This window comes from Agrococcus carbonis (assembly GCF_900104705.1).
In the GTDB taxonomy this organism is placed as follows: domain Bacteria; phylum Actinomycetota; class Actinomycetes; order Actinomycetales; family Microbacteriaceae; genus Agrococcus; species Agrococcus carbonis.
The window spans coordinates 1,120,470-1,136,781 of record NZ_LT629734.1; the positions used below are offsets into that span (position 1 = coordinate 1,120,470).

Sequence of the window (16,312 nt, forward strand, 5' to 3'; positions counted from 1 at the left end):
CGTGGCCGACCAGCAGACCTCGAGCGATCGATCGTTCGTGGGGCGTGCCCGCGACGGCCTCGACGTCTTCGCGAGCAGCTACCCGGCCCGCTTCGCGATCCTCGTCTTCGCGGGCCTCAACGTCGTGTTCATGCTGCTGCTCATGACGCCGTGGGCGTCGGCCGACGGCCGGGCGACGCCGATCGTGGATGCGTTCTTCCAGGCCGTGAGCGTCGTGTGCGTCACGGGCCTCACCGTCGTCGACATGGCCACGCACTGGAGCCCCCTCGGCAACGCCGTCGTGATGGTCGGCGTCGAGGTCGGCGGCATCGGCGTGCTGACGCTCGCGTCGCTCCTCGGCATGACGGTCGCGCGCCGGCTGGGCCTGCGTCAGCGGCTCCTGGCCGCGAGCGACTCGAACCCGTCGCGGGTGCGGAAGGGCGTCGTGAAGGAGGGTCAGGCGATCCGGCTCGGCGAGGTCGGCGGGCTGCTGCGGACGGTCGCGATCTCGGTGCTCTCCTTCGAGGCCGCGCTCGTGGTGCTGCTGTACCCGCGCATCCTGCTCGAGGGGAAGGATCCGCTCACCGCCCTCTACGAGGCCGTCTACTGGTCGATCATGGCCTTCACGAACTCCGGCTTCGTCCCGACGGTCGAGGGCCTCGAGCCGTACGCGACCGACCCGTGGTTCATGATCGTGCTGATGCTCGGCGTCTTCATCGGCTCGCTCGGCTTCCCCGTCTATTTCGTGCTGCTGCGCCACCTCAGCCGTCCGCGGCAGTGGTCGCTGCACGTCAAGCTCACCATCTCGGTCTCGGTGATGCTCTTCCTCGCGGGCGGGCTCGCCTACCTCGTGCTCGAGTGGGGCAACGGCGACTCGTGGGGCACGCGCGACTTCGGCCAGCAGCTGCTGCACGCCTTCTTCCTGTCGTCGATGGCGCGCTCCGGCGGCTTCGCCGTCGACGACCTCGGGCTGCTGCACAACTCGAGCCTGCTCGTGACCGACATGCTCATGTTCGTCGGCGGCGGCTCGGCCTCGACCGCCGGCGGCATCAAGGTGACGACGCTCGCGATCCTCTTCCTCGCCGCGGTCGCCGAGGCGCGCGGCCGCCGCTCGATGGAGGCGTTCGGCCGCCGCATCCCGTCCGACGTGCTGCGCCTCGCGGTCTCGGTCACGCTCTGGAGCGCGACCATCGTCGCCCTCGTGACCGTCGTGCTGCTCGAGATCACCGGCGCCCCGATGTCGTTCGTGCTCTTCGACGTCATCAGCGCGTTCGCCACCGTGGGCCTCTCGACGGGCTTCACGCACTCCGGCCTCGAGGACCCGGCGAAGGTCATCCTGGCCCTGACGATGTTCGCCGGACGCATCGGTAGTGTGACGCTCGCCGCCGCGCTCGCGGCGAGCCAGCGCACGCAGCTGTTCACGCGCCCCGAGGAGAGGCCGATCGTTGGTTGACAGGATCCCCCACGACGCCCCCGTGCTCGTGATCGGCCTCGGCCGCTTCGGCGCCGCGACCGCCGGGCAGCTCGCGCGCCTCGACCGCGAGGTGCTCGCGATCGACGACGACATCAACCTCGTGCAGAAGTGGTCCGAGCGCCTCACCCACACGGTGCAGGCGGATGCGCGGTCGATCGACGCGCTCAAGCAGCTCGGCGCCCAGGACTTCTCGATCGCCGTGTGCGCGGTGGGGTCGTCGATCGAGGCGTCGGTGCTCATCGTCGCCAACCTCGTCGACCTCGGCATCCCGCAGATCTGGGCGAAAGCCATCAGCCAGTCGCACGGCAAGATCCTCAGCCGGATCGGCGCCAACCACGTCATCTACCCGGAGGCGGAGGCCGGCGAGCGCGTCGCCCACCTCGTCTCGGGCCGGATGCTCGACTACATCCAGTTCGACGACCAGTTCGCGATCGTGAAGATGTACCCGCCCAAGCGCATCCGCGGCATGACGCTCGCGGAGTCGCAGATCCGCTCGAAGTACCACCTCACCGTCGTGGGCGTGAAGAGCCCGGGCGGCGAGTTCACCTACGCCACCCCGGAGACGGTCGTGTCGAACCACGACCTCATCATCGTCTCCGGCCACCACGCCGACATCGAGCGGTTCGCGGGCCTCGGCTCGTGAGCACCGCGCTCGACGACACCGCCCGCTGCCCCTGCGGCACGGGGCTGACCTATGGCGAATGCTGCGGGCCGATCCAGCGCGGCCAGCGCGAAGCACCGACCGCCGAGGCGCTCATGCGCTCGCGCTACACCGCCTTCGCGCTCGACGACGTCGAGTGGCTGCTCGCCTCGTGGCACCCCTCGACGCGGCCGCGCTCCCTCGAGCTCGACCCCGGCATCCGCTGGCTGCGCCTCGACATCGAGCACGCCGCGGGCGGCCCGTTCGACGACGAGGGCATGGTCGCGTTCGCCGCGCACTGGGTCGCGGACGGCGAGCGCGGCGTCATGCGCGAGCTCAGCCGGTTCCGGCGCGACGGCGGCTGGCGCTACGTGGACGGCACCGCGCGATGACGGCCGGCGTGCTGGGACCCGACGCGCGCGTGATCGCCGACCGCGTGCTGCGCGGCGAGGCAGTGGCCCTGCGCGGGCGGGCCGCCCCCGGCGTGCTGATGCTGCTCGGCGGGGCCGCCTTCGCCGTGGCGAGCGCCGCGCTGGTCATCGGACCGCTCTCGAGCCTGCCGTTCGGCTCGAGCCGCTGGGACAGCCCGTTCGTCGTGCTCGTCGGCCTCGTCGGGGTCGCCTTCTTCGGCGTCGTCGGGGTGTCGACCGGACTGCACGTCCTCGCACACCGGCGACGCGCCCTCGTGCTCGAGCCGCACGGCCTGCGGCACCACGGCGGCGACCTCGTGCCGTGGCGCGAGATCGGCGCCGCGGCGATCGCCCACACGGGCAAGCGCGGCAAGGGGCGGCAGCTGCTGCTGCACGTCTCGCCGGCCGGGCAGCGGCCCTGGCTCACCGGCGCGGCGCCGCTCGCCCGCTGGATGCACCGACTGAACCGCGGCACGATGCCGGTGCCGGAGCTCGCGCGGCTCGAGCCGGCGGAGGTCGGTGCGCTCATCGCGATCGCGCAGTCGCGCTCCGGCGACTGGCCGCGCTGAGCCGCTCGGCCCGCCCTCAGCCCGCCGCGAGCTCCTTCGCGCGAGCGAGCGCGGCCGCGGTCGCGCGATCGAAGACGGCCCCGAGGTCGGCCTCCTGCAGCACCCGGATCGCCTGCTCGGTCGTGCCCTTGGGACTCGTGACGCGACGCCGCAGCTCGGCCGGGTCGACGTCGCCCGCGGCGAGCAGCTCGCTCGCGCCGCGGAAGGTGCCCTGCACCATCGTCGCGGCCTGCTCGGCGGTGAAGCCCATCCGCTCGGCCGTGCCCGTGAGCTCCTCGATGAGCAGGAACACGTAGGCGGGCCCCGAGCCCGAGATCGTCGAGAGCGCGTCGATCTGCGACTCGTCGAGCACGATCACGTCGCCGACCGCCTCGAACATGCGCGCGACGAGCGCGACGTCGTCCTCGGTGGCGCGGCTGCCGCCCGCGACGCCGCTCACGCCGAGGCCGACGGTCGACGGCGTGTTGGGCATCACGCGCACGACCGAGACGGATGCGGGCAGCACGGCCTCGATCGACGCGGTCGTGGTGCCCGCCGCGATCGAGACGACCACCGCATCCGCCGCGAGGTGCGGGCCGATCTCGCGCGCGAGGTCGACGATGCCCGCGGGCTTGACGCCGAGCACGACGAGCTTCGCGCCGTCGACCGCGCGCGCGTTGCCGCCGGGCTCGTCCTCGAGCGCGATCGACTCGACGCCGTCGAGCCGGATGGCCTCGGCCTTCTCGCGGCTGCGGTTGGTGACGGCGATCGACTCGGCACCGTGGCGCACGAGCCCCCGGAGGATCGCGCCGCCCATGGAGCCGACGCCGAGCATGGCGATGGGAGGGAGGAGATCGGTCATCCGGCCAGGCTATCCACGGCGGCTCCGGATGCGGCGCGGCCGGACGCGTAGACTCGCGCCCGTGAGCGCAAACCACGGTACGAAGGCGGTCATCGCGGCGTTCCTCGCGAACACCGGCATCGCCATCACCAAGTTCATCGCCTGGTTCTTCTCGGGCTCGGCATCGATGCTGGCCGAGGCGATCCACTCCGTCGCCGACGCCGGCAACCAGCTGCTGCTGCTGCTCGGCGGGCGGCTCGCGAAGAAGCAGGCGACGCCCGACCACCCGTTCGGCTACGGGCGCGAGCGCTACATCTGGGCGTTCATCGTCGCGCTCGTGCTCTTCTCGGTCGGCGGGCTGTTCTCGATCTACGAGGGTGTGAGCAAGCTGCAGCACCCGCACGAGATCGAGGTGCCGTGGCTGCCGCTCACCGTGCTCGGCATCGCGATCGTGCTCGAGTCGTTCTCCATCCGCGTCGCGATCCGCGAGGCCAACCAGGTGCGCGGCACGACGCGCTGGTGGGAGTTCATCCGCAAGGCGAAGAGCCCCGAGCTGCCCGTCATCCTGCTCGAGGACCTCGCGGCGCTGCTCGGCCTCAGCTTCGCCTTCGTCGCGGTCGGCCTCTCGGTGCTCACCGGCAACCCGGTCTTCGACGCCATCGGCACGCTCATGATCGGCACGCTCCTGATCCTCGTCGCCGCGGTGCTCGCGGTCGAGATGAAGTCGCTGCTGATCGGCGAGGGCGCGACGCGCGAGGACCAGCAGCGGATCCAGCGCGTGCTGAACGCCAACCCCGGCGTCGAGTCGCTCATCCACATGAAGACGCTCTACCTCGGCCCCGACGAGCTCATGATCGCCGCCAAGGTCGCGTTCCCGCCGCAGTCCGACATCGAGCACGTCGCGCGCACGATCAACGACCTCGAGGGGCAGCTGCGCGCCGAGGTGCCGCAGGCACGGGTCATCTACATCGAGCCCGACCTCTACGTCGCGAAGCCGGAGATCGCGCCCTCGACCGACCACATCGTCATCCAGTCGGGCAACTGACAGGACTGGTTGTGTAGGCTGTCTGCATGGACTTCCTGCACTCCCTGCTCGTCGCCGTCCACCTGATCGGGGCCTCGCTCCTGGTCGGGACCTTCTTCGTGCAGATGCGCGCGAAGGCGGGCCACAGCTTCCCGATCATGCTCATCGGCGCCTCCCTGCAGCTGGTCTCGGGCGTCGCGCTCTACGGCCTCGCGATGGCCGGCGATGGCGAGCCCAACCACATGAAGCTCGGCATCAAGGGCCTCGTCGCCGTCGTCGTCTTCGTCGCCGCGCTCATCGGCTTCCTGCGCCAGAAGGCGATCCGCAAGGAGCGCGCGACGCTGCAGGCCGGCGGGGCCCAGGTCGTCGCCGACGTAGCGATCGAGCGCAAGCTCATGCCGTTCTTCCACGCCGCCGGCGGGCTCGCGCTCGTCAACCTGCTCATCGCCGTCTTCTGGCGCTGATGGCCCGCAGCATCACGGGGTGAGCGGATGGGTTGGCTCGAGCCGGCAGCGTGGGCGGTGGTGCTCGGCACCACGGTCGCGCTCGTCCTGCTCGGGCCGCGCATCTGGCACAGCCGCTCGTGGCAGCGGGCACGCAGATCCGCAGGCCCCGGCATCTTCGATGAGATCTACCGGCCGGCGGTCTACGAGCAGCAGCTGGCCGCGCAGAGCGAGGCCGAGGCGGGCGACAGCGTCGACCTGCGCGAGCCGAAGCGCCGCCGCCCGCCCCTGACCTGACGGCGGGCGGCCCCTCGAGCGGCGAGCGGGCGCGTCGCGCTGATCGGCGGGCGTCGCGGCAGCTCGGCCGACCGAGAGCTCAGCGACGGCCGGCGAAGAAGGCGCGCAGCTGCGCCTCGGCCTCGTCGGCGAGCACGCCTGAGACCACCTCGACGCGGTGCGGCAGCCGCCGCTCGCGCAGCACGTCGACGACGCTGCCGGCCGCGCCGGCCTTCTCGTCCCACGCGCCGAAGACCACCCGCTCGATGCGGCTCGCGAGGATCGCGCCCGCGCACATGACGCACGGCTCGAGCGTCACGACGAGCGCGCATCCGTCGAGCCGCCACGAGCCCTGCCGCGCCGCCGCCTCGCGCAGCGCGACCACTTCGGCGTGCGCGGTCGGATCGTGCCGCGCCTCGCGCTCGTTGCGGCCCGTGCCGATCACGGCGCCGGATGCGTCGACCACGACCGCGCCGACGGGCACGTCGGCCGTCGTCGCGGCTCGCGCGGCCTCGTCGAGGGCGAGCCGCATGAGGCGCTCGTCGCGCGCGGCAGCCCGCATCCGCATCCCCTCGCCCGGCCCGGGCGCCCGGCTGCGCCCACTACCCTGAACCCTATGCGAGTCCACGTCGCCGACCACCCGCTCATCACCCACAAGCTCACCGTGCTGCGGGATGAGCGCACGCCCTCCCCCACGTTCCGCTCGCTCGTCGGTGAGCTCATGACGCTGCTCGCCTACGAGGCGACGCGCAACGTGCGCGTGACGCCGCGCGAGATCCGCACGCCGGTGACGACGACGACGGGCGTCGCGATCGCCGAGCCCCGCCCGCTCGTCGTCCCGATCCTGCGCGCGGGACTCGGGATGCTCGAGGGCATGACGGCGCTCGTGCCCACCGCCGAGGTCGGGTTCCTCGGCATGGCCCGCAACGAGGTCACGCTCGAGCCGACGACCTACGCCGAGCGGCTGCCCGACGACCTCTCCGACCGGCAGTGCTTCGTGCTCGACCCCATGCTCGCGACCGGCGGCTCGCTCTCCGGCGCGATGCAGTTCCTCTTCGACCGCGGCGCCGTCGACGTGACCGCGATCTGCCTGCTCGGCACGCCCGAGGGCCTCGAGCGCGTCGAGCGCGACATGGAGGGGCGCGACGTGACGATCGTGCTCGGCGCGCTCGACGAGCGCCTCAACGAGCACGGCTTCATCGTGCCGGGGCTCGGCGACGCCGGCGACCGGCTCTACGGCACCGTCGGCGACTGACGCGCTCGCGGCGCCCCATTCGCCGGGCGCCGCATGGCCGACTCGCCGTCGCGCGTACCGCGCGCCGCCCGTCCGGCGCGCCCGTTTCCGTCATGGTTCGTCACATTCTTGCGTCGTTTGACTTCCGACGCTCGAAGCCGCGATACTGGCAGGCATGACGACCACCTTCCGCCCCCAGTCCGTCCTCGCGACGAACGGGACGAACGGCATGATGATGCCGATGGTCGACATGCGTCGAATGTGTGCTTGAGCACAGCTCGCACCGCCCGACCGCTCCTTGAGGAGTCGCTGACGCCACGGCGTCGCGCTCCGTGGGCCTGAGCAGCCCCGAGCGGTCCCCGAGCCCACGCGGCTCGCATTCGACACGCACCGACCCACGGGTCGGCCACCTGGGTCGACGGCCCTCATCGCCCGCATCGGGGCGGCCGCCGACCGCACGCCGGAAGGCCCCACCATGACCATCACCGCATTCCCGACCCGCACCCGACGCCCGTCCCGCGAGCTGCCTGCCGTCCACGGCTCGAGCGCGCTCGCTCCGGCACCGCTGCGCCCCGCGCCGCCGGCCGCCGCCGCCCCCTCGAGCCCCGTCCGCGCCGTGCCCGAGGGCACCGAGGCACGCGGCTTCGTGCTCTACGTCGGCCTCGGCGAGGACGCCGCGGCCGCCGACCGGATCGAGCTGGCCCGCCTGGTCGGCGAGCTGCGGGCGCTCACGAGCCGGCTCGCGCCCAGCGCCCAGACGCACGCCGCCGTGGCACTCGCGCCGGCCGGCGCCGGCGGCCGCGACGTCGACGTGGTGCGCCGCGCGCTCGGCGACCCGGCCGTGCAGCAGCCGGCGCCCGAGGTCGACCCGGGCATCGTCATCGACCTCACGCGCAAGCGCGTCGCGATCGGCGACGAGGTCGCCCCGCTCACCTACCGCGAGTTCGAGCTGCTGCAGCACATCGTGCTGCGCGAGGGCACGACGGTCGGCCGCTGCGACATCATCGACGCGCTGTGGGACGCGGACGCCGACGACCGGCCGAACGAGCGCACGATCGACGTGCACGTGCGCCGGCTGCGCGCGAAGCTCGGGGACTACGCCGAGGTGATCCGCACGGTGCGGGGGGCGGGCTACCGCTTCGACCGGCACGCCGACGTGACGGTGCTCGCCGGCGGACCGAGCCCCGACCGCTTCTGACCCCACCGCATCCGCCGCTGGGGTACACCGGAACACAGCGAAATCACAGCGGGAACTGGGCGCGCTCGTTACCGTTCCGTTATACCGTCGAGGCACGTCGATCGTAGTGCTGTGGCGGTCGACGGAAGCGAGGGCGACGCCCCGCTTGGTGCAAGGGACTGGGGCCGGTCGGGCGATGCTCGACCGGCCCTCTTGCTGTCCGCGGCGGGTGCGGTCGGGGCGCCGAGCCGCTCGAGCTCGCGTGCGCCGATCAGCCCAGGTGCGCGGCCAGGAAGGCGGATGCGCTGCGGCGGAAGGCGCCCGAGGTGGGTGCGTCGATGTGGTTGCGCCCGGGGATCTCCTCGAAGCGCCCGTCGGGCAGCAGCGGCAGCAGCTCGCGGGTGTCGGCCGCGCGGCGATCCTTCGCGCCCGTCATGAGCAGCGTCGGCACCTGCGGCGGTGCCTGGGTGGGGTCGAAGAGCGTGCGCGAGACCTCGCCGGCGAGCGTCACGAGCGTCGCGGGGTCGTGCTCGGGGAAGACGCCCACGAGATCGACGATGAATGACTCCATCGGGCCCGGCTCCGCCTCGCCGGCGAGCGCCCGGCGCGCGAGGTCGACGTCGAAGCGCTGGAACGGGTCGCCCGCGGGCAGCCCGCCGAGCACGAGCGCGCGGAACGCGTGCGGCCGCGTGCCCGCGTGCCGCCAGAGCAGCCGCGCGCCCATCGAGTAGCCGATCGCCCCGGGCGCCTCGTCGATGGCGAGCTGCTCGAGCACCGCATCGACGTCGTCGACGAACCGCGGCACGTCGTAGCCGACGCTCGGCCGGTCGCTCTCACCGTGGCCGCGCAGGTCCATCGCGATGCCGCGGAGGCCCTGCTCGGCGAGCGCGCCGCCCCACCCGCTGCCGATCCAGTTGCGCTGCGCGTTGGAGGAGAAGCCGTGGATCATGAGCACCGGCCGGCCGCCCGGGTCGCCGAGCTCGTGCAGCGCGATCCGCACGCCGTCTGGCGCCATCGCGAACGCCGTCGCCCTGCTGCCCATGCGCTTAGGCTAGCCGCACGAGAGAGAGGCCCCGCATTGGCGCGTTCCGTCCTGTTCGTCGAGCACATCGAGTACGAGACCGGCGGGCACGCCATGACGCTGCTCAGCCACCTGCCGACCCGCGAGGCGGTCTTCGAGACCCGGCTGCCGCCGCTCGACGAGATCGCCGGCATCGTCATCACGGGCGGCCAGATGAGCGCCGCGGAGGTCGACCGGTTCCCCTCGCTGCAGGCCGCCGCCGACCTCGCGCTGCGGGCGATCGACGCCGACATCCCGGTGCTCGGCCTCTGCCTCGGCCACCAGATCATCGGGCGTGCGCTCGGCGGCGAGCACCGCGAGGGCGCGGTCGACGCGGTCGGCATCATCGACATCGAGCTCGTCGCCCCCGATCCATGGCTCGGCGACCACGTCGGCACGATCGGCGCCATGCGCTGGAACTCCGACGTCGTCTCGCTGCCGCCCGGGGCGACGCTGCTCGCCCGCAGCGACACCGTCGACAACGATGCCTTCCGCTACGGATCCGCCGTCGGCATGCAGTTCCACCTCGAGGCCGACGACCGCGTCATGCGGCTGTGGGACTCGGTCGCGTCGCCGACCCTCAGCGAGCTGCGCTCAGCGGATGCGGTGGCGGGCTGGCGCGAGCACCTCGCGACCGACGAGACCCTGCTCGGCGTCGTCGAGCGCGGCTTCGGCGCCTTCGCCGAGGCGTGCGCCGCGCGCCTGTGACGGCCGTGGACACGCGCCCGGCCGCGCGGCATGCTCGACGCGTGACCCGCATCCGGACCCCGCGCGCATGAAGTACCTGCTCACCTCGAACGGCATCACCAACGCCAGCATCCGCGCCGCGCTCGAGCGGATGCTCGGCAAGCCGATCGCCGAGTCCACGGCGCTGCTCGTGCCGACCGGCGCGCATCCGTTCCCCGAGGGCCCCGACATGGTGCGCGGCGTCACCGACGGCACGGTCGGCGGACCGCTCAGCCGGATCGGCTGGCGCTCGCTCGGCGTGCTCGAGCTCACCGCGCTGCCGACCGTGCGGCGCGACCAGTGGGAGGCGGCCGTGCGCGGGGTCGACGCGCTGCTCGTCTGGGGCGGCGACGTGCTCTACCTCGTGCACTGGATGCGCGAGTCGGGGCTCGCGGACCTCCTCCCCGAGTTGCACGACACCGTGTACTTGGGCGTGAGCGCCGGCAGCATCACCGTCACCCCGCACAACTGCGACGCAGCGTTCGACCTGCGCTTCGTCCCGGACGGAAGCGACATGGGGCGCGACGCCGAGCGCGCGCTCGGGCTCGTGGGCTTCGCGCTCTACCCGCACCTCGGCCATCCCGACATGGAGGACGCGTCGCTCGAGCGCATCGCGGAGTGGGCGGCCGACATCCCCGCGCCCGTGTACGCGATCGATGACGATACGGCGCTCGCCGTGGTCGACGGCGAGGTCGAGGTGATCTCGGAGGGCACGTGGGAGCGGCTCGAGCCGCGTCCCTGAGGGCGGGCGCCCTGGAGGACGCCCGCCCAGCCGCTCACGCGACGACCGTGAGGCGCTCGGTCGCCGCGGTACGGCTCACGCCGCGGCGCGCGAGCCGCCACGCCGCGGCGCCCACGACGAGCATCAGGGCCGAGCCCAGGAGCCCGAGCGGCGCCGTCAGCACCGCATCCGCGCCCGGAGCGACGATGAGGAAGCTCGGCACGACGGCGTTGAGGATGCCGTGCGCCGCGGCGACGGGCACCACGCTGCCGGTGCGCTCGCGGATCGCCGAGAGCACGAATGACATGGCGATGCAGAAGACCACCATCGCGACGACGCCGAGCGGCGCGCCGCCGTAGTTGTAGCCCTGCAGGATGAGCGGCGTGTGCCAGAGGCCCCACGCCGTGCCGACGAGCAGGTTGGCGCGCACGACGCCGAGGTGTCGCAGCTGCTCCCACAGCAGGCCGCGCCAGCCGTACTCCTCCCCCATCGCGACGAGTCCGTTCACCGTCCAGCCGGCGACCACGGCCATGAGCATCGCGGCCGCGAGCAGCACAGGCAGCGGCGGCGGCGCGCCCGCGCCCGCGACCGCGTCGGAGCCGAGGAGCGCCGCTGCGCCCGCGAGGATCTCCGCGTCGGTCGTCGCGAGGCCCAACAGCGGCAGCCCGAGCAGGTTGCCGCCGGTGAGGTGGGCCGCCACGAAGAGCGCAACGAAGGCGAGCACCGCGGCGACGGGTGCGACGAGGAAGACGAGCACCCCGCCGCGGCGAGGCAGGCGCAGCCGATCGCGCCGCATGCCGCGCTCGGCGATGAGCGCCGCGACGAACGGCGAGGGCATCACGAGCAGGCCCATCGCGGCGATGCCCGCGATCGAGTCGAGTGGCGTGCGCGTGAGGAAGAGGCCGAGGCCCACGAGGGCGGCCCAGCCGTACGCGATCAGGAGGAAGGTGAGGATGGTGCGCCGGCGGTCGGCGCCGGATGCGGTGCGCACGTCGGCGCGCGGGGTGTCGGGTCCGTGCATGGATGGCTCTCTGCTGAGTGACGCCCGAGAGGGGCGGCGAGTGCATTCTCGCGATTGGGAATGTACACACCCGGTGCTACATTCTCAAGTATGGGAAAGCAGGCGCCGAGTAGGGCAGAGGTCATCCTCCATCCGCAGCGGCTCGCGATCGTGCGCGCCCTGAACGCTGCGCCCGCGACCGCCCAGGAGCTGCTCTCGGCGCTGCCCGAGCTGTCGCAGTCGAGCCTCTACCGCCACCTCGCCCTGCTGCACGAGCGCGGCATCCTGCAGATCGTCGCCGAGCGCCAGCTGCGCGGTGCGGTCGAGCGCACCTACGGGCTCGCCCGCACAGCGATCGTGGCGGCCGACGAGGTCGCCGAGTCGAGCGACGACGAGCACTTCCGCTACTTCGGCGCCTTCGTCGGCAGCCTCATGGGCGAGTACGGCTCCTACCTCGACCGCGGCGACGTCGACCTCGAGCGCGACGGGGTCGGGTACCGCATGCACGTCGTGCACGCGACCCACGACGAGCTCGTGGCGATGGTCGGCGAGCTGCGCGAGGTGATCGCCAGGTACGAGGCGGCCCCGGCCGCGCCCGGCCGCCGGCCCCGCACCGTCGCGACGATCACGCTGCCGATGACGCAGCCCCACCAGGAGGAGCCCCATGACGACCACGAGCGCTGAGCACGGGCCCGCCGCGACGATGCGGCGCAACGCCCTCGCCGCCCTCCCCGTCCCGATGCTGCTGGGTGCACTGCTGCTCGCGCTCGCCGGCGCGCCTCCGCTCATCGCGCTCGTGCTCGGCGCCGCCGGCTGGTTGCTCGCGCTCGTGCTGCGGCAGCCGATCGCACTGCTCGTCAGCCGGCGCACGACCCCGGAGCGCACCGCGACGATCGTCGGCTGGTGCTCCGGACCGGCCGAGGAGCTCGTGAGGCTCGCCCTCGTGCTGCTCGCGATCCGCTCGACCGAGGACGCGCTCTGGGCGGGCTTCGGCTGGGCGACGGTCGAGGTGCTGCTGGTCGTGGTCAACGGCATCGCGCTCGCGAGCCTCATCACGAAGACCGACGCGAAGTCCCTCGAGGCGCGGGCGCTCCTCGAGGCGCAGGGCATGCTGGGCGCGCAGCAGGTGGTGTGGGGCGTGCTCGAGCGCGTGAGCGCGACGGCCGTGCACATCGGCTTCACGCTGCTGCTGTTCGCCCAGCCGTGGCTCGTGCTCGTCACGCTGCCGCTGCACTCGGTGATCAACATGTCGATCTCGCGGCTGGCCAAGCGGCATCTCGCGGCGACCGAGCTGGTCTTCGCAGCGGTGGCGGCGGTCGTGCTGTGGGCCGGGCTCGCGGTGACGCTGTGAGCGGTGCGGGCGCCGTGCGCGTGGGGCCTCGACCCGGCCGCATCGCGCTCGCCGCAGCGGGCGGCGCGTGGGCGCTCGTGTCTCTGCCGCTCACCGCCGCCGACTGGGGCGCGCCGTGGGTGGGGCAGCTCAGCCGCATCGATCCGTGGCGGTCGGTGCGCGCCGCGGTCGACGAGCCGTACATCCTCTTCGGCGCCCTCGCCGGGCTCTCGTTCCTCGCGATCGGCCTCGCCCTGCTGCCGTCGCTGTGGCGTGGCGGGTGGGGTGGGCGGGTGCTCGCGGCGCTCGTGCTCGCGGGCGCCGTCGTCACGCCGGCGAGCTACCTCTCCACGCCGGAGGAGTCGCCGCTGCACGCGCTCTGGGGCTCCGAGGGCCCGCTGCTCGTGCTCGTCGGCCTCGCCGGCATCGCCGCAGCGTTCACGGCGCGCGGCTGGCCGACGTGGCTGCGGGTGCTGCTCGGTGCGACGCTCCCGGTGCTGATCGCGGGCGTGCTCGCGACCGGCTACTACCCGCACGGCTGCCTCGTCGCGCTCGCGATCGAGGCGATCGTCGTCGTCGCCGCAGCGCCGGCCGCGGGCGTGCCCAACGGACGGCGCCGGGCATCTCAGGCCGGCGCTTCGCGGCCCGATGCGGCCCGGGCAGACTTCGAGCGCTGACCAGCAGCGACTCAGACGGTGACGCGCAGCATGCCGACGGGCTCGTCGGCGCTGCGCTGCACGAGCCCGAGCGGCTCGGCGAGGCGATCGAGCGTGCCGCGCGGCACGGCGCCTGCGCGCTCGAGCAGGGCGAGCGCGACGGGTGCTCCCGCGCGACGGGCGCCGTCGGCGGTCTTCACCACCGCCGTCGTGCCGTCGGGCGCGACGATCGCCTGCGTGCCCTCGGCGCCGAACTTCGTCGCGCATCCGGTCTCGGCGATCACGACGGCGTCGGGCCTGCCCGCGCCGTCGATGAGGGTCGGATGCGCGCGCATGGCGTCGCCGACGAGCCGGTGCGCTCCGGTGCCGTCGGGCGCGAGGCGGCGGAAGGCGCGGGCGAGGCCGACCGGGGTGGTCGGGAAGACGATCGCCCCGCAGCCGTCGCGCGCGCTCTGACGGATCGCCTCGTCGGTCGCGACGGCGATGCCGTCGCGGAGGATCGCGGTGAGGGGGTGGTCGCCGCTCCAGTAGTCGTCGCTCGCGCCGAGCGCCCGGGCGGCGGCAGCGAGCGCGATGTGCTTGCCGGCGCACATGTGCGCGAAGCGGCGCAGCACGCCCTCCGGGTCGCGCATCGGCGGGCACCGCAGCGCGTGCTCGTCGACGCCGAGCGCCTTCGCCATCGCCTGCGCGGTCTCGAGGTGCTCGTGGTGCCCGTGATGGCTCGCGCTCGCGAGGGCCGCGTGCTCGGGCTGCAGCTCGACGAGGCCGGCGGCGATGAGCGACGCGGCGTAGAGGGGCTTGAGGCTGCTGCGGGCGAGGAACGCGCGCGTGATGTCGCCGTGGGCCTCGATGACGGCGCCGTCGGGGTCGACGAGCACGGCGACGCCGTGGTGCTCGGCCTCGGTGAAGCCGTCGCGCTCGACGACGGCGAGCAGGGTGGTGGAGGGCACGCGACCACGGTAGCGGGGCGGAAGCGAGGGTCGCCCGAGGGCGGTGGGCGGGTGGTCTCGATACGGCGTGCGGCCTACTCGACCGGCGAGGCAGCGGGTGGTTTCGATACGGCCTGCGGCCTACTCGACCAGCGAGGGGACCGACTCGACCGGCGAGGGGATTGCGGGGTCTCGTGACGCGTGCCGGGCTCCGCCCGGCGCGCTCCTCGACCGACGAGGGACTCCTCGACCGACGAGGGGACTACCGCGCGGTCGACGCCTCGACGGCGAGCAGCCGCTGCTTGGCCTCCGGCCCGCCGGCGTACTGGCCGATCGAGCCGTCGCTGCGCACCACGCGGTGGCACGGGATGGCGATCGGCAGCGGATTGCGGCGGCAGGCGGTGCCGACCGCGCGCACGGCGCCGGGCGAGCCGATCGCGCGGGCGACGTCGCCGTAGCTGCGCGTCTCCCCGTAGGGGATCTCGCGCAGCTGCTCGACGACCTGGCGCCCGAAGCCGTGCGCGAGCGAGAGGTCGAGCGCCCCGTCGAAGGCTCGCGCCCGGCCCTCGATCAGCCGCTCGAGGCTGCGCGATGCGGCGTCGAGCCGGGCGGGCGCCTCGAGCACGCGCGGGCTCAGCGCCGCGGCGAGCCGCTCGAGCGTCGCGTCGGGATGGCTGCCGTCGAAGGTCACCGACACGAGGCCCGCGGGCGTCCCCGCCACGAGCAGCGTGCCGAGGTCGGTGTCGAGGGTGCGGAAGGCGACGTCGAGCAGGGCGCGCTCGGCCGCGCGATCGGCGAGGCCGGCGCGGAGCGCGTCGAGCCGCCCGGCGGGGAGCTCGGCGTCGAAGAGGGCGTCAGCCATCGTCGCCTCCCATCAGGGAGCGCAAGCGGCGCACGCCGTCCGACGACGCGCGGCGCACCGCATCCGACGACGCCCCGAGCGCCGCGGCCACCTCGGTGAACGGCAGGCCGCCGAGGTGGTGGAGCACGACCGACTCCCGCTGCCGCGGCGGCAGCTGCAGAAGCGCTCGCGCGAGGTCGAGGTCGCGGGCGCGCCCGGGCACCGTCGCATCGGGGGCGAGCCGGTCGGGCGGCTCGCCGAGCACGAGCCGCGAGCGCCGGCGCAGCACGTCGATCGCCTTGCGGTGCGCGATCGTCACGAGCCAGCCTTCGATGCGGGTGTCGTGCGCGAGCGTCGGGTACGCCTCGAGCGCGGCGAGGAAGGTCTCGCTCCATGCGTCGTCGGCGTCGGCCTCGTCGAGCAGCGCACGGCAGACGCGCCAGACCCGCGCGCCATGGGCCTCGACGAGGCTCTCGAAGGGCGCACGGCTCACGCGACCGAATCTAGCCCGGCGCCTGGGAGCGCAGCGCCGCGCTCGTGGTCGAGGAGGAACCGCTTGCGCTCGACGCCGCCCGCATAGCCGGTGAGCGCGCCGCTCGCGCCGACAACCCGGTGGCACGGCACGACGATCGAGAGCGGGTTGCGACCGTTCGCCAAGCCGACCGCGCGCACGGCGGTCGGCTGGCCGAGCTGCTCGGCGATCCAGCCGTACGTGCGGGTCTCGCCGTACGGGATCGCGCGCAGCGCCGCCCAGACCCGCTGCTGGAAGGGCGTGCCCATGCCCGCCAGCGGCAGGTCGAACGCCGTGCGCTCCCCTGCCCAGTACTCCCCGAGCTGCTGCACCGCATCCGTGAACGCCGCATCGTCGCGGTCGCCGAAGCGCGCCTCATCCGGGGCCGGGCTGTGGTCGGGCATGTAGAGGCCGGTGAGCCCCGCGTCGCCGCGCACGAGCGTGAGCGGGCCGATCGGGCTGTCGATGATGGTGTGCTTCATGGCCGTAGTC

General features: G+C 73.5%; 22 protein-coding genes. 14 read left to right on the forward strand and 8 right to left on the reverse strand.

The window, feature by feature from the left end; translation table 11 throughout:
- Position 1: 1 nt before the first annotated feature.
- The 4 genes from BLT67_RS05385 to BLT67_RS05400 are packed head-to-tail and all read left to right on the forward strand — an operon-like array spanning position 2 to position 3,072.
- Positions 2-1,432: a TrkH family potassium uptake protein gene (locus BLT67_RS05385; protein WP_231945598.1), complete on the forward strand. Its 1,431-nt coding sequence runs from the start codon at positions 2-4 to the stop codon at positions 1,430-1,432.
- A complete protein-coding gene (locus BLT67_RS05390; RefSeq protein ID WP_092666060.1) occupies positions 1,425-2,096 on the forward strand; it encodes a potassium channel family protein in 672 nt (223 codons plus the stop codon). Before BLT67_RS05385 ends, BLT67_RS05390 begins: the two co-directional genes overlap by 8 nt.
- On the forward strand, positions 2,093-2,485 hold the full coding sequence (locus BLT67_RS05395) for a YchJ family protein (protein ID WP_092666061.1): 393 nt from the start codon (positions 2,093-2,095) through the stop codon (positions 2,483-2,485). The genes BLT67_RS05390 and BLT67_RS05395 overlap by 4 nt, the downstream gene beginning before the upstream one ends.
- Before the next feature lie 8 nt (positions 2,486-2,493).
- Positions 2,494-3,072: a hypothetical protein gene (locus BLT67_RS05400; RefSeq protein ID WP_157674198.1), complete on the forward strand. Its 579-nt coding sequence runs from the start codon at positions 2,494-2,496 to the stop codon at positions 3,070-3,072.
- 16 nt (positions 3,073-3,088) lie between these two features.
- Here BLT67_RS05400 and proC read toward each other — a convergent pair whose 3' ends face one another.
- Positions 3,089-3,913 carry a pyrroline-5-carboxylate reductase gene (gene proC / locus BLT67_RS05405; protein ID WP_092666063.1) on the reverse strand — a complete coding sequence of 275 codons (825 nt, stop codon included), beginning with the start codon at positions 3,911-3,913 and terminating at the stop codon, positions 3,089-3,091.
- A gap of 61 nt (positions 3,914-3,974) precedes the next feature.
- On the opposite strand from proC, the gene BLT67_RS05410 reads away from it, so the two are divergent.
- The 3 genes from BLT67_RS05410 to BLT67_RS05420 are packed head-to-tail and all read left to right on the forward strand — an operon-like array spanning position 3,975 to position 5,656.
- Positions 3,975-4,937, forward strand: coding sequence for a cation diffusion facilitator family transporter (locus BLT67_RS05410; protein WP_092666064.1), 963 nt, complete (start codon positions 3,975-3,977; stop codon positions 4,935-4,937).
- Positions 4,938-4,963: 26 nt separating this feature from the next.
- Positions 4,964-5,380, forward strand: a complete 417-nt coding sequence (locus tag BLT67_RS05415; RefSeq protein WP_092666065.1) for a hypothetical protein — start codon at positions 4,964-4,966, stop codon at positions 5,378-5,380.
- Between the two features lie 27 nt (positions 5,381-5,407).
- Complete coding sequence (locus BLT67_RS05420; protein ID WP_092666066.1) at positions 5,408-5,656, forward strand: hypothetical protein; 249 nt, start codon at positions 5,408-5,410, stop codon at positions 5,654-5,656.
- 79 nt (positions 5,657-5,735) lie between these two features.
- Here the strand turns inward: BLT67_RS05420 and tadA are convergent, their stop codons facing one another.
- Entirely contained in the window at positions 5,736-6,197 is a 462-nt protein-coding gene (gene tadA / locus BLT67_RS05425) for a tRNA adenosine(34) deaminase TadA (protein ID WP_407922517.1), read from the reverse strand.
- A 54-nt stretch (positions 6,198-6,251) separates the two neighbouring features.
- Between tadA and upp the strand changes: the two genes are divergently transcribed.
- Positions 6,252-6,890, forward strand: coding sequence for a uracil phosphoribosyltransferase (gene upp, locus BLT67_RS05430; RefSeq protein ID WP_092666068.1), 639 nt, complete (start codon positions 6,252-6,254; stop codon positions 6,888-6,890).
- Positions 6,891-7,344: 454 nt separating this feature from the next.
- Positions 7,345-8,067: a winged helix-turn-helix domain-containing protein gene (locus BLT67_RS05435; RefSeq protein WP_092666069.1), complete on the forward strand. Its 723-nt coding sequence runs from the start codon at positions 7,345-7,347 to the stop codon at positions 8,065-8,067.
- A 250-nt stretch (positions 8,068-8,317) separates the two neighbouring features.
- Here the strand turns inward: BLT67_RS05435 and BLT67_RS05440 are convergent, their stop codons facing one another.
- Positions 8,318-9,088: an alpha/beta fold hydrolase gene (locus BLT67_RS05440; protein WP_092666070.1), complete on the reverse strand. Its 771-nt coding sequence runs from the start codon at positions 9,086-9,088 to the stop codon at positions 8,318-8,320.
- 36 nt (positions 9,089-9,124) lie between these two features.
- Between BLT67_RS05440 and BLT67_RS05445 the strand changes: the two genes are divergently transcribed.
- Together BLT67_RS05445 and BLT67_RS05450 are read left to right on the forward strand one after the other, a co-directional pair.
- Positions 9,125-9,814, forward strand: a complete 690-nt coding sequence (locus BLT67_RS05445; protein WP_092666071.1) for a type 1 glutamine amidotransferase — start codon at positions 9,125-9,127, stop codon at positions 9,812-9,814.
- Between the two features lie 67 nt (positions 9,815-9,881).
- Positions 9,882-10,574 carry a Type 1 glutamine amidotransferase-like domain-containing protein gene (locus BLT67_RS05450; protein ID WP_092666072.1) on the forward strand — a complete coding sequence of 231 codons (693 nt, stop codon included), beginning with the start codon at positions 9,882-9,884 and terminating at the stop codon, positions 10,572-10,574.
- A 34-nt stretch (positions 10,575-10,608) separates the two neighbouring features.
- Here BLT67_RS05450 and BLT67_RS05455 read toward each other — a convergent pair whose 3' ends face one another.
- Positions 10,609-11,574, reverse strand: a complete 966-nt coding sequence (locus BLT67_RS05455; RefSeq protein ID WP_092666073.1) for a CPBP family intramembrane glutamic endopeptidase — start codon at positions 11,572-11,574, stop codon at positions 10,609-10,611.
- Positions 11,575-11,664: 90 nt separating this feature from the next.
- Between BLT67_RS05455 and BLT67_RS05460 the strand changes: the two genes are divergently transcribed.
- The 3 genes from BLT67_RS05460 to BLT67_RS05470 are packed head-to-tail and all read left to right on the forward strand — an operon-like array spanning position 11,665 to position 13,560.
- Positions 11,665-12,237 (forward strand): helix-turn-helix domain-containing protein, encoded by a 573-nt coding sequence (locus tag BLT67_RS05460; RefSeq protein WP_172801985.1) that lies wholly within the window; start codon positions 11,665-11,667, stop codon positions 12,235-12,237.
- Complete coding sequence (locus BLT67_RS05465) at positions 12,218-12,904, forward strand: hypothetical protein (RefSeq protein ID WP_092666075.1); 687 nt, start codon at positions 12,218-12,220, stop codon at positions 12,902-12,904. Before BLT67_RS05460 ends, BLT67_RS05465 begins: the two co-directional genes overlap by 20 nt.
- Positions 12,901-13,560: a hypothetical protein gene (locus tag BLT67_RS05470; protein WP_092666076.1), complete on the forward strand. Its 660-nt coding sequence runs from the start codon at positions 12,901-12,903 to the stop codon at positions 13,558-13,560. The genes BLT67_RS05465 and BLT67_RS05470 overlap by 4 nt, the downstream gene beginning before the upstream one ends.
- 11 nt (positions 13,561-13,571) lie before the next feature.
- On the opposite strand, the gene BLT67_RS05475 is transcribed toward BLT67_RS05470, so the two are convergent.
- The 4 genes from BLT67_RS05475 to BLT67_RS05490 form a co-directional block, all read right to left on the reverse strand.
- On the reverse strand, positions 13,572-14,489 hold the full coding sequence (locus tag BLT67_RS05475) for an asparaginase (RefSeq protein ID WP_157674200.1): 918 nt from the start codon (positions 14,487-14,489) through the stop codon (positions 13,572-13,574).
- Between the two features lie 241 nt (positions 14,490-14,730).
- Entirely contained in the window at positions 14,731-15,330 is a 600-nt protein-coding gene (locus tag BLT67_RS05480; protein WP_092666078.1) for a methylated-DNA--[protein]-cysteine S-methyltransferase, read from the reverse strand.
- Positions 15,323-15,802, reverse strand: coding sequence for an RNA polymerase sigma factor (locus BLT67_RS05485; protein ID WP_092666079.1), 480 nt, complete (start codon positions 15,800-15,802; stop codon positions 15,323-15,325). Before BLT67_RS05485 ends, BLT67_RS05480 begins: the two co-directional genes overlap by 8 nt.
- Positions 15,799-16,302, reverse strand: coding sequence for a methylated-DNA--[protein]-cysteine S-methyltransferase (locus BLT67_RS05490; RefSeq protein WP_092666080.1), 504 nt, complete (start codon positions 16,300-16,302; stop codon positions 15,799-15,801). The genes BLT67_RS05485 and BLT67_RS05490 overlap by 4 nt, the downstream gene beginning before the upstream one ends.
- Between the last annotated feature and the right edge of the window lie 10 nt (positions 16,303-16,312).

Coding starts and splice junctions, on each gene's coding strand:
- proC (WP_092666063.1), bottom strand. CDS start 3,913: ATGACCGATCTCCTCCCTCCCATCGCCATGCTCGGCGTCGGCTCCATG.
- BLT67_RS05415 (WP_092666065.1), top strand. CDS start 4,964: ATGGACTTCCTGCACTCCCTGCTCGTCGCCGTCCACCTGATCGGGGCC.
- BLT67_RS05420 (WP_092666066.1), top strand. CDS start 5,408: ATGGGTTGGCTCGAGCCGGCAGCGTGGGCGGTGGTGCTCGGCACCACG.
- tadA (WP_407922517.1), bottom strand. CDS start 6,197: ATGCGGGCTGCCGCGCGCGACGAGCGCCTCATGCGGCTCGCCCTCGAC.
- upp (WP_092666068.1), top strand. CDS start 6,252: ATGCGAGTCCACGTCGCCGACCACCCGCTCATCACCCACAAGCTCACC.
- BLT67_RS05435 (WP_092666069.1), top strand. CDS start 7,345: ATGACCATCACCGCATTCCCGACCCGCACCCGACGCCCGTCCCGCGAG.
- BLT67_RS05440 (WP_092666070.1), bottom strand. CDS start 9,088: ATGGGCAGCAGGGCGACGGCGTTCGCGATGGCGCCAGACGGCGTGCGG.
- BLT67_RS05450 (WP_092666072.1), top strand. CDS start 9,882: ATGAAGTACCTGCTCACCTCGAACGGCATCACCAACGCCAGCATCCGC.
- BLT67_RS05455 (WP_092666073.1), bottom strand. CDS start 11,574: ATGCACGGACCCGACACCCCGCGCGCCGACGTGCGCACCGCATCCGGC.
- BLT67_RS05460 (WP_172801985.1), top strand. CDS start 11,665: ATGGGAAAGCAGGCGCCGAGTAGGGCAGAGGTCATCCTCCATCCGCAG.
- BLT67_RS05465 (WP_092666075.1), top strand. CDS start 12,218: ATGACGACCACGAGCGCTGAGCACGGGCCCGCCGCGACGATGCGGCGC.
- BLT67_RS05480 (WP_092666078.1), bottom strand. CDS start 15,330: ATGGCTGACGCCCTCTTCGACGCCGAGCTCCCCGCCGGGCGGCTCGAC.
- BLT67_RS05490 (WP_092666080.1), bottom strand. CDS start 16,302: ATGAAGCACACCATCATCGACAGCCCGATCGGCCCGCTCACGCTCGTG.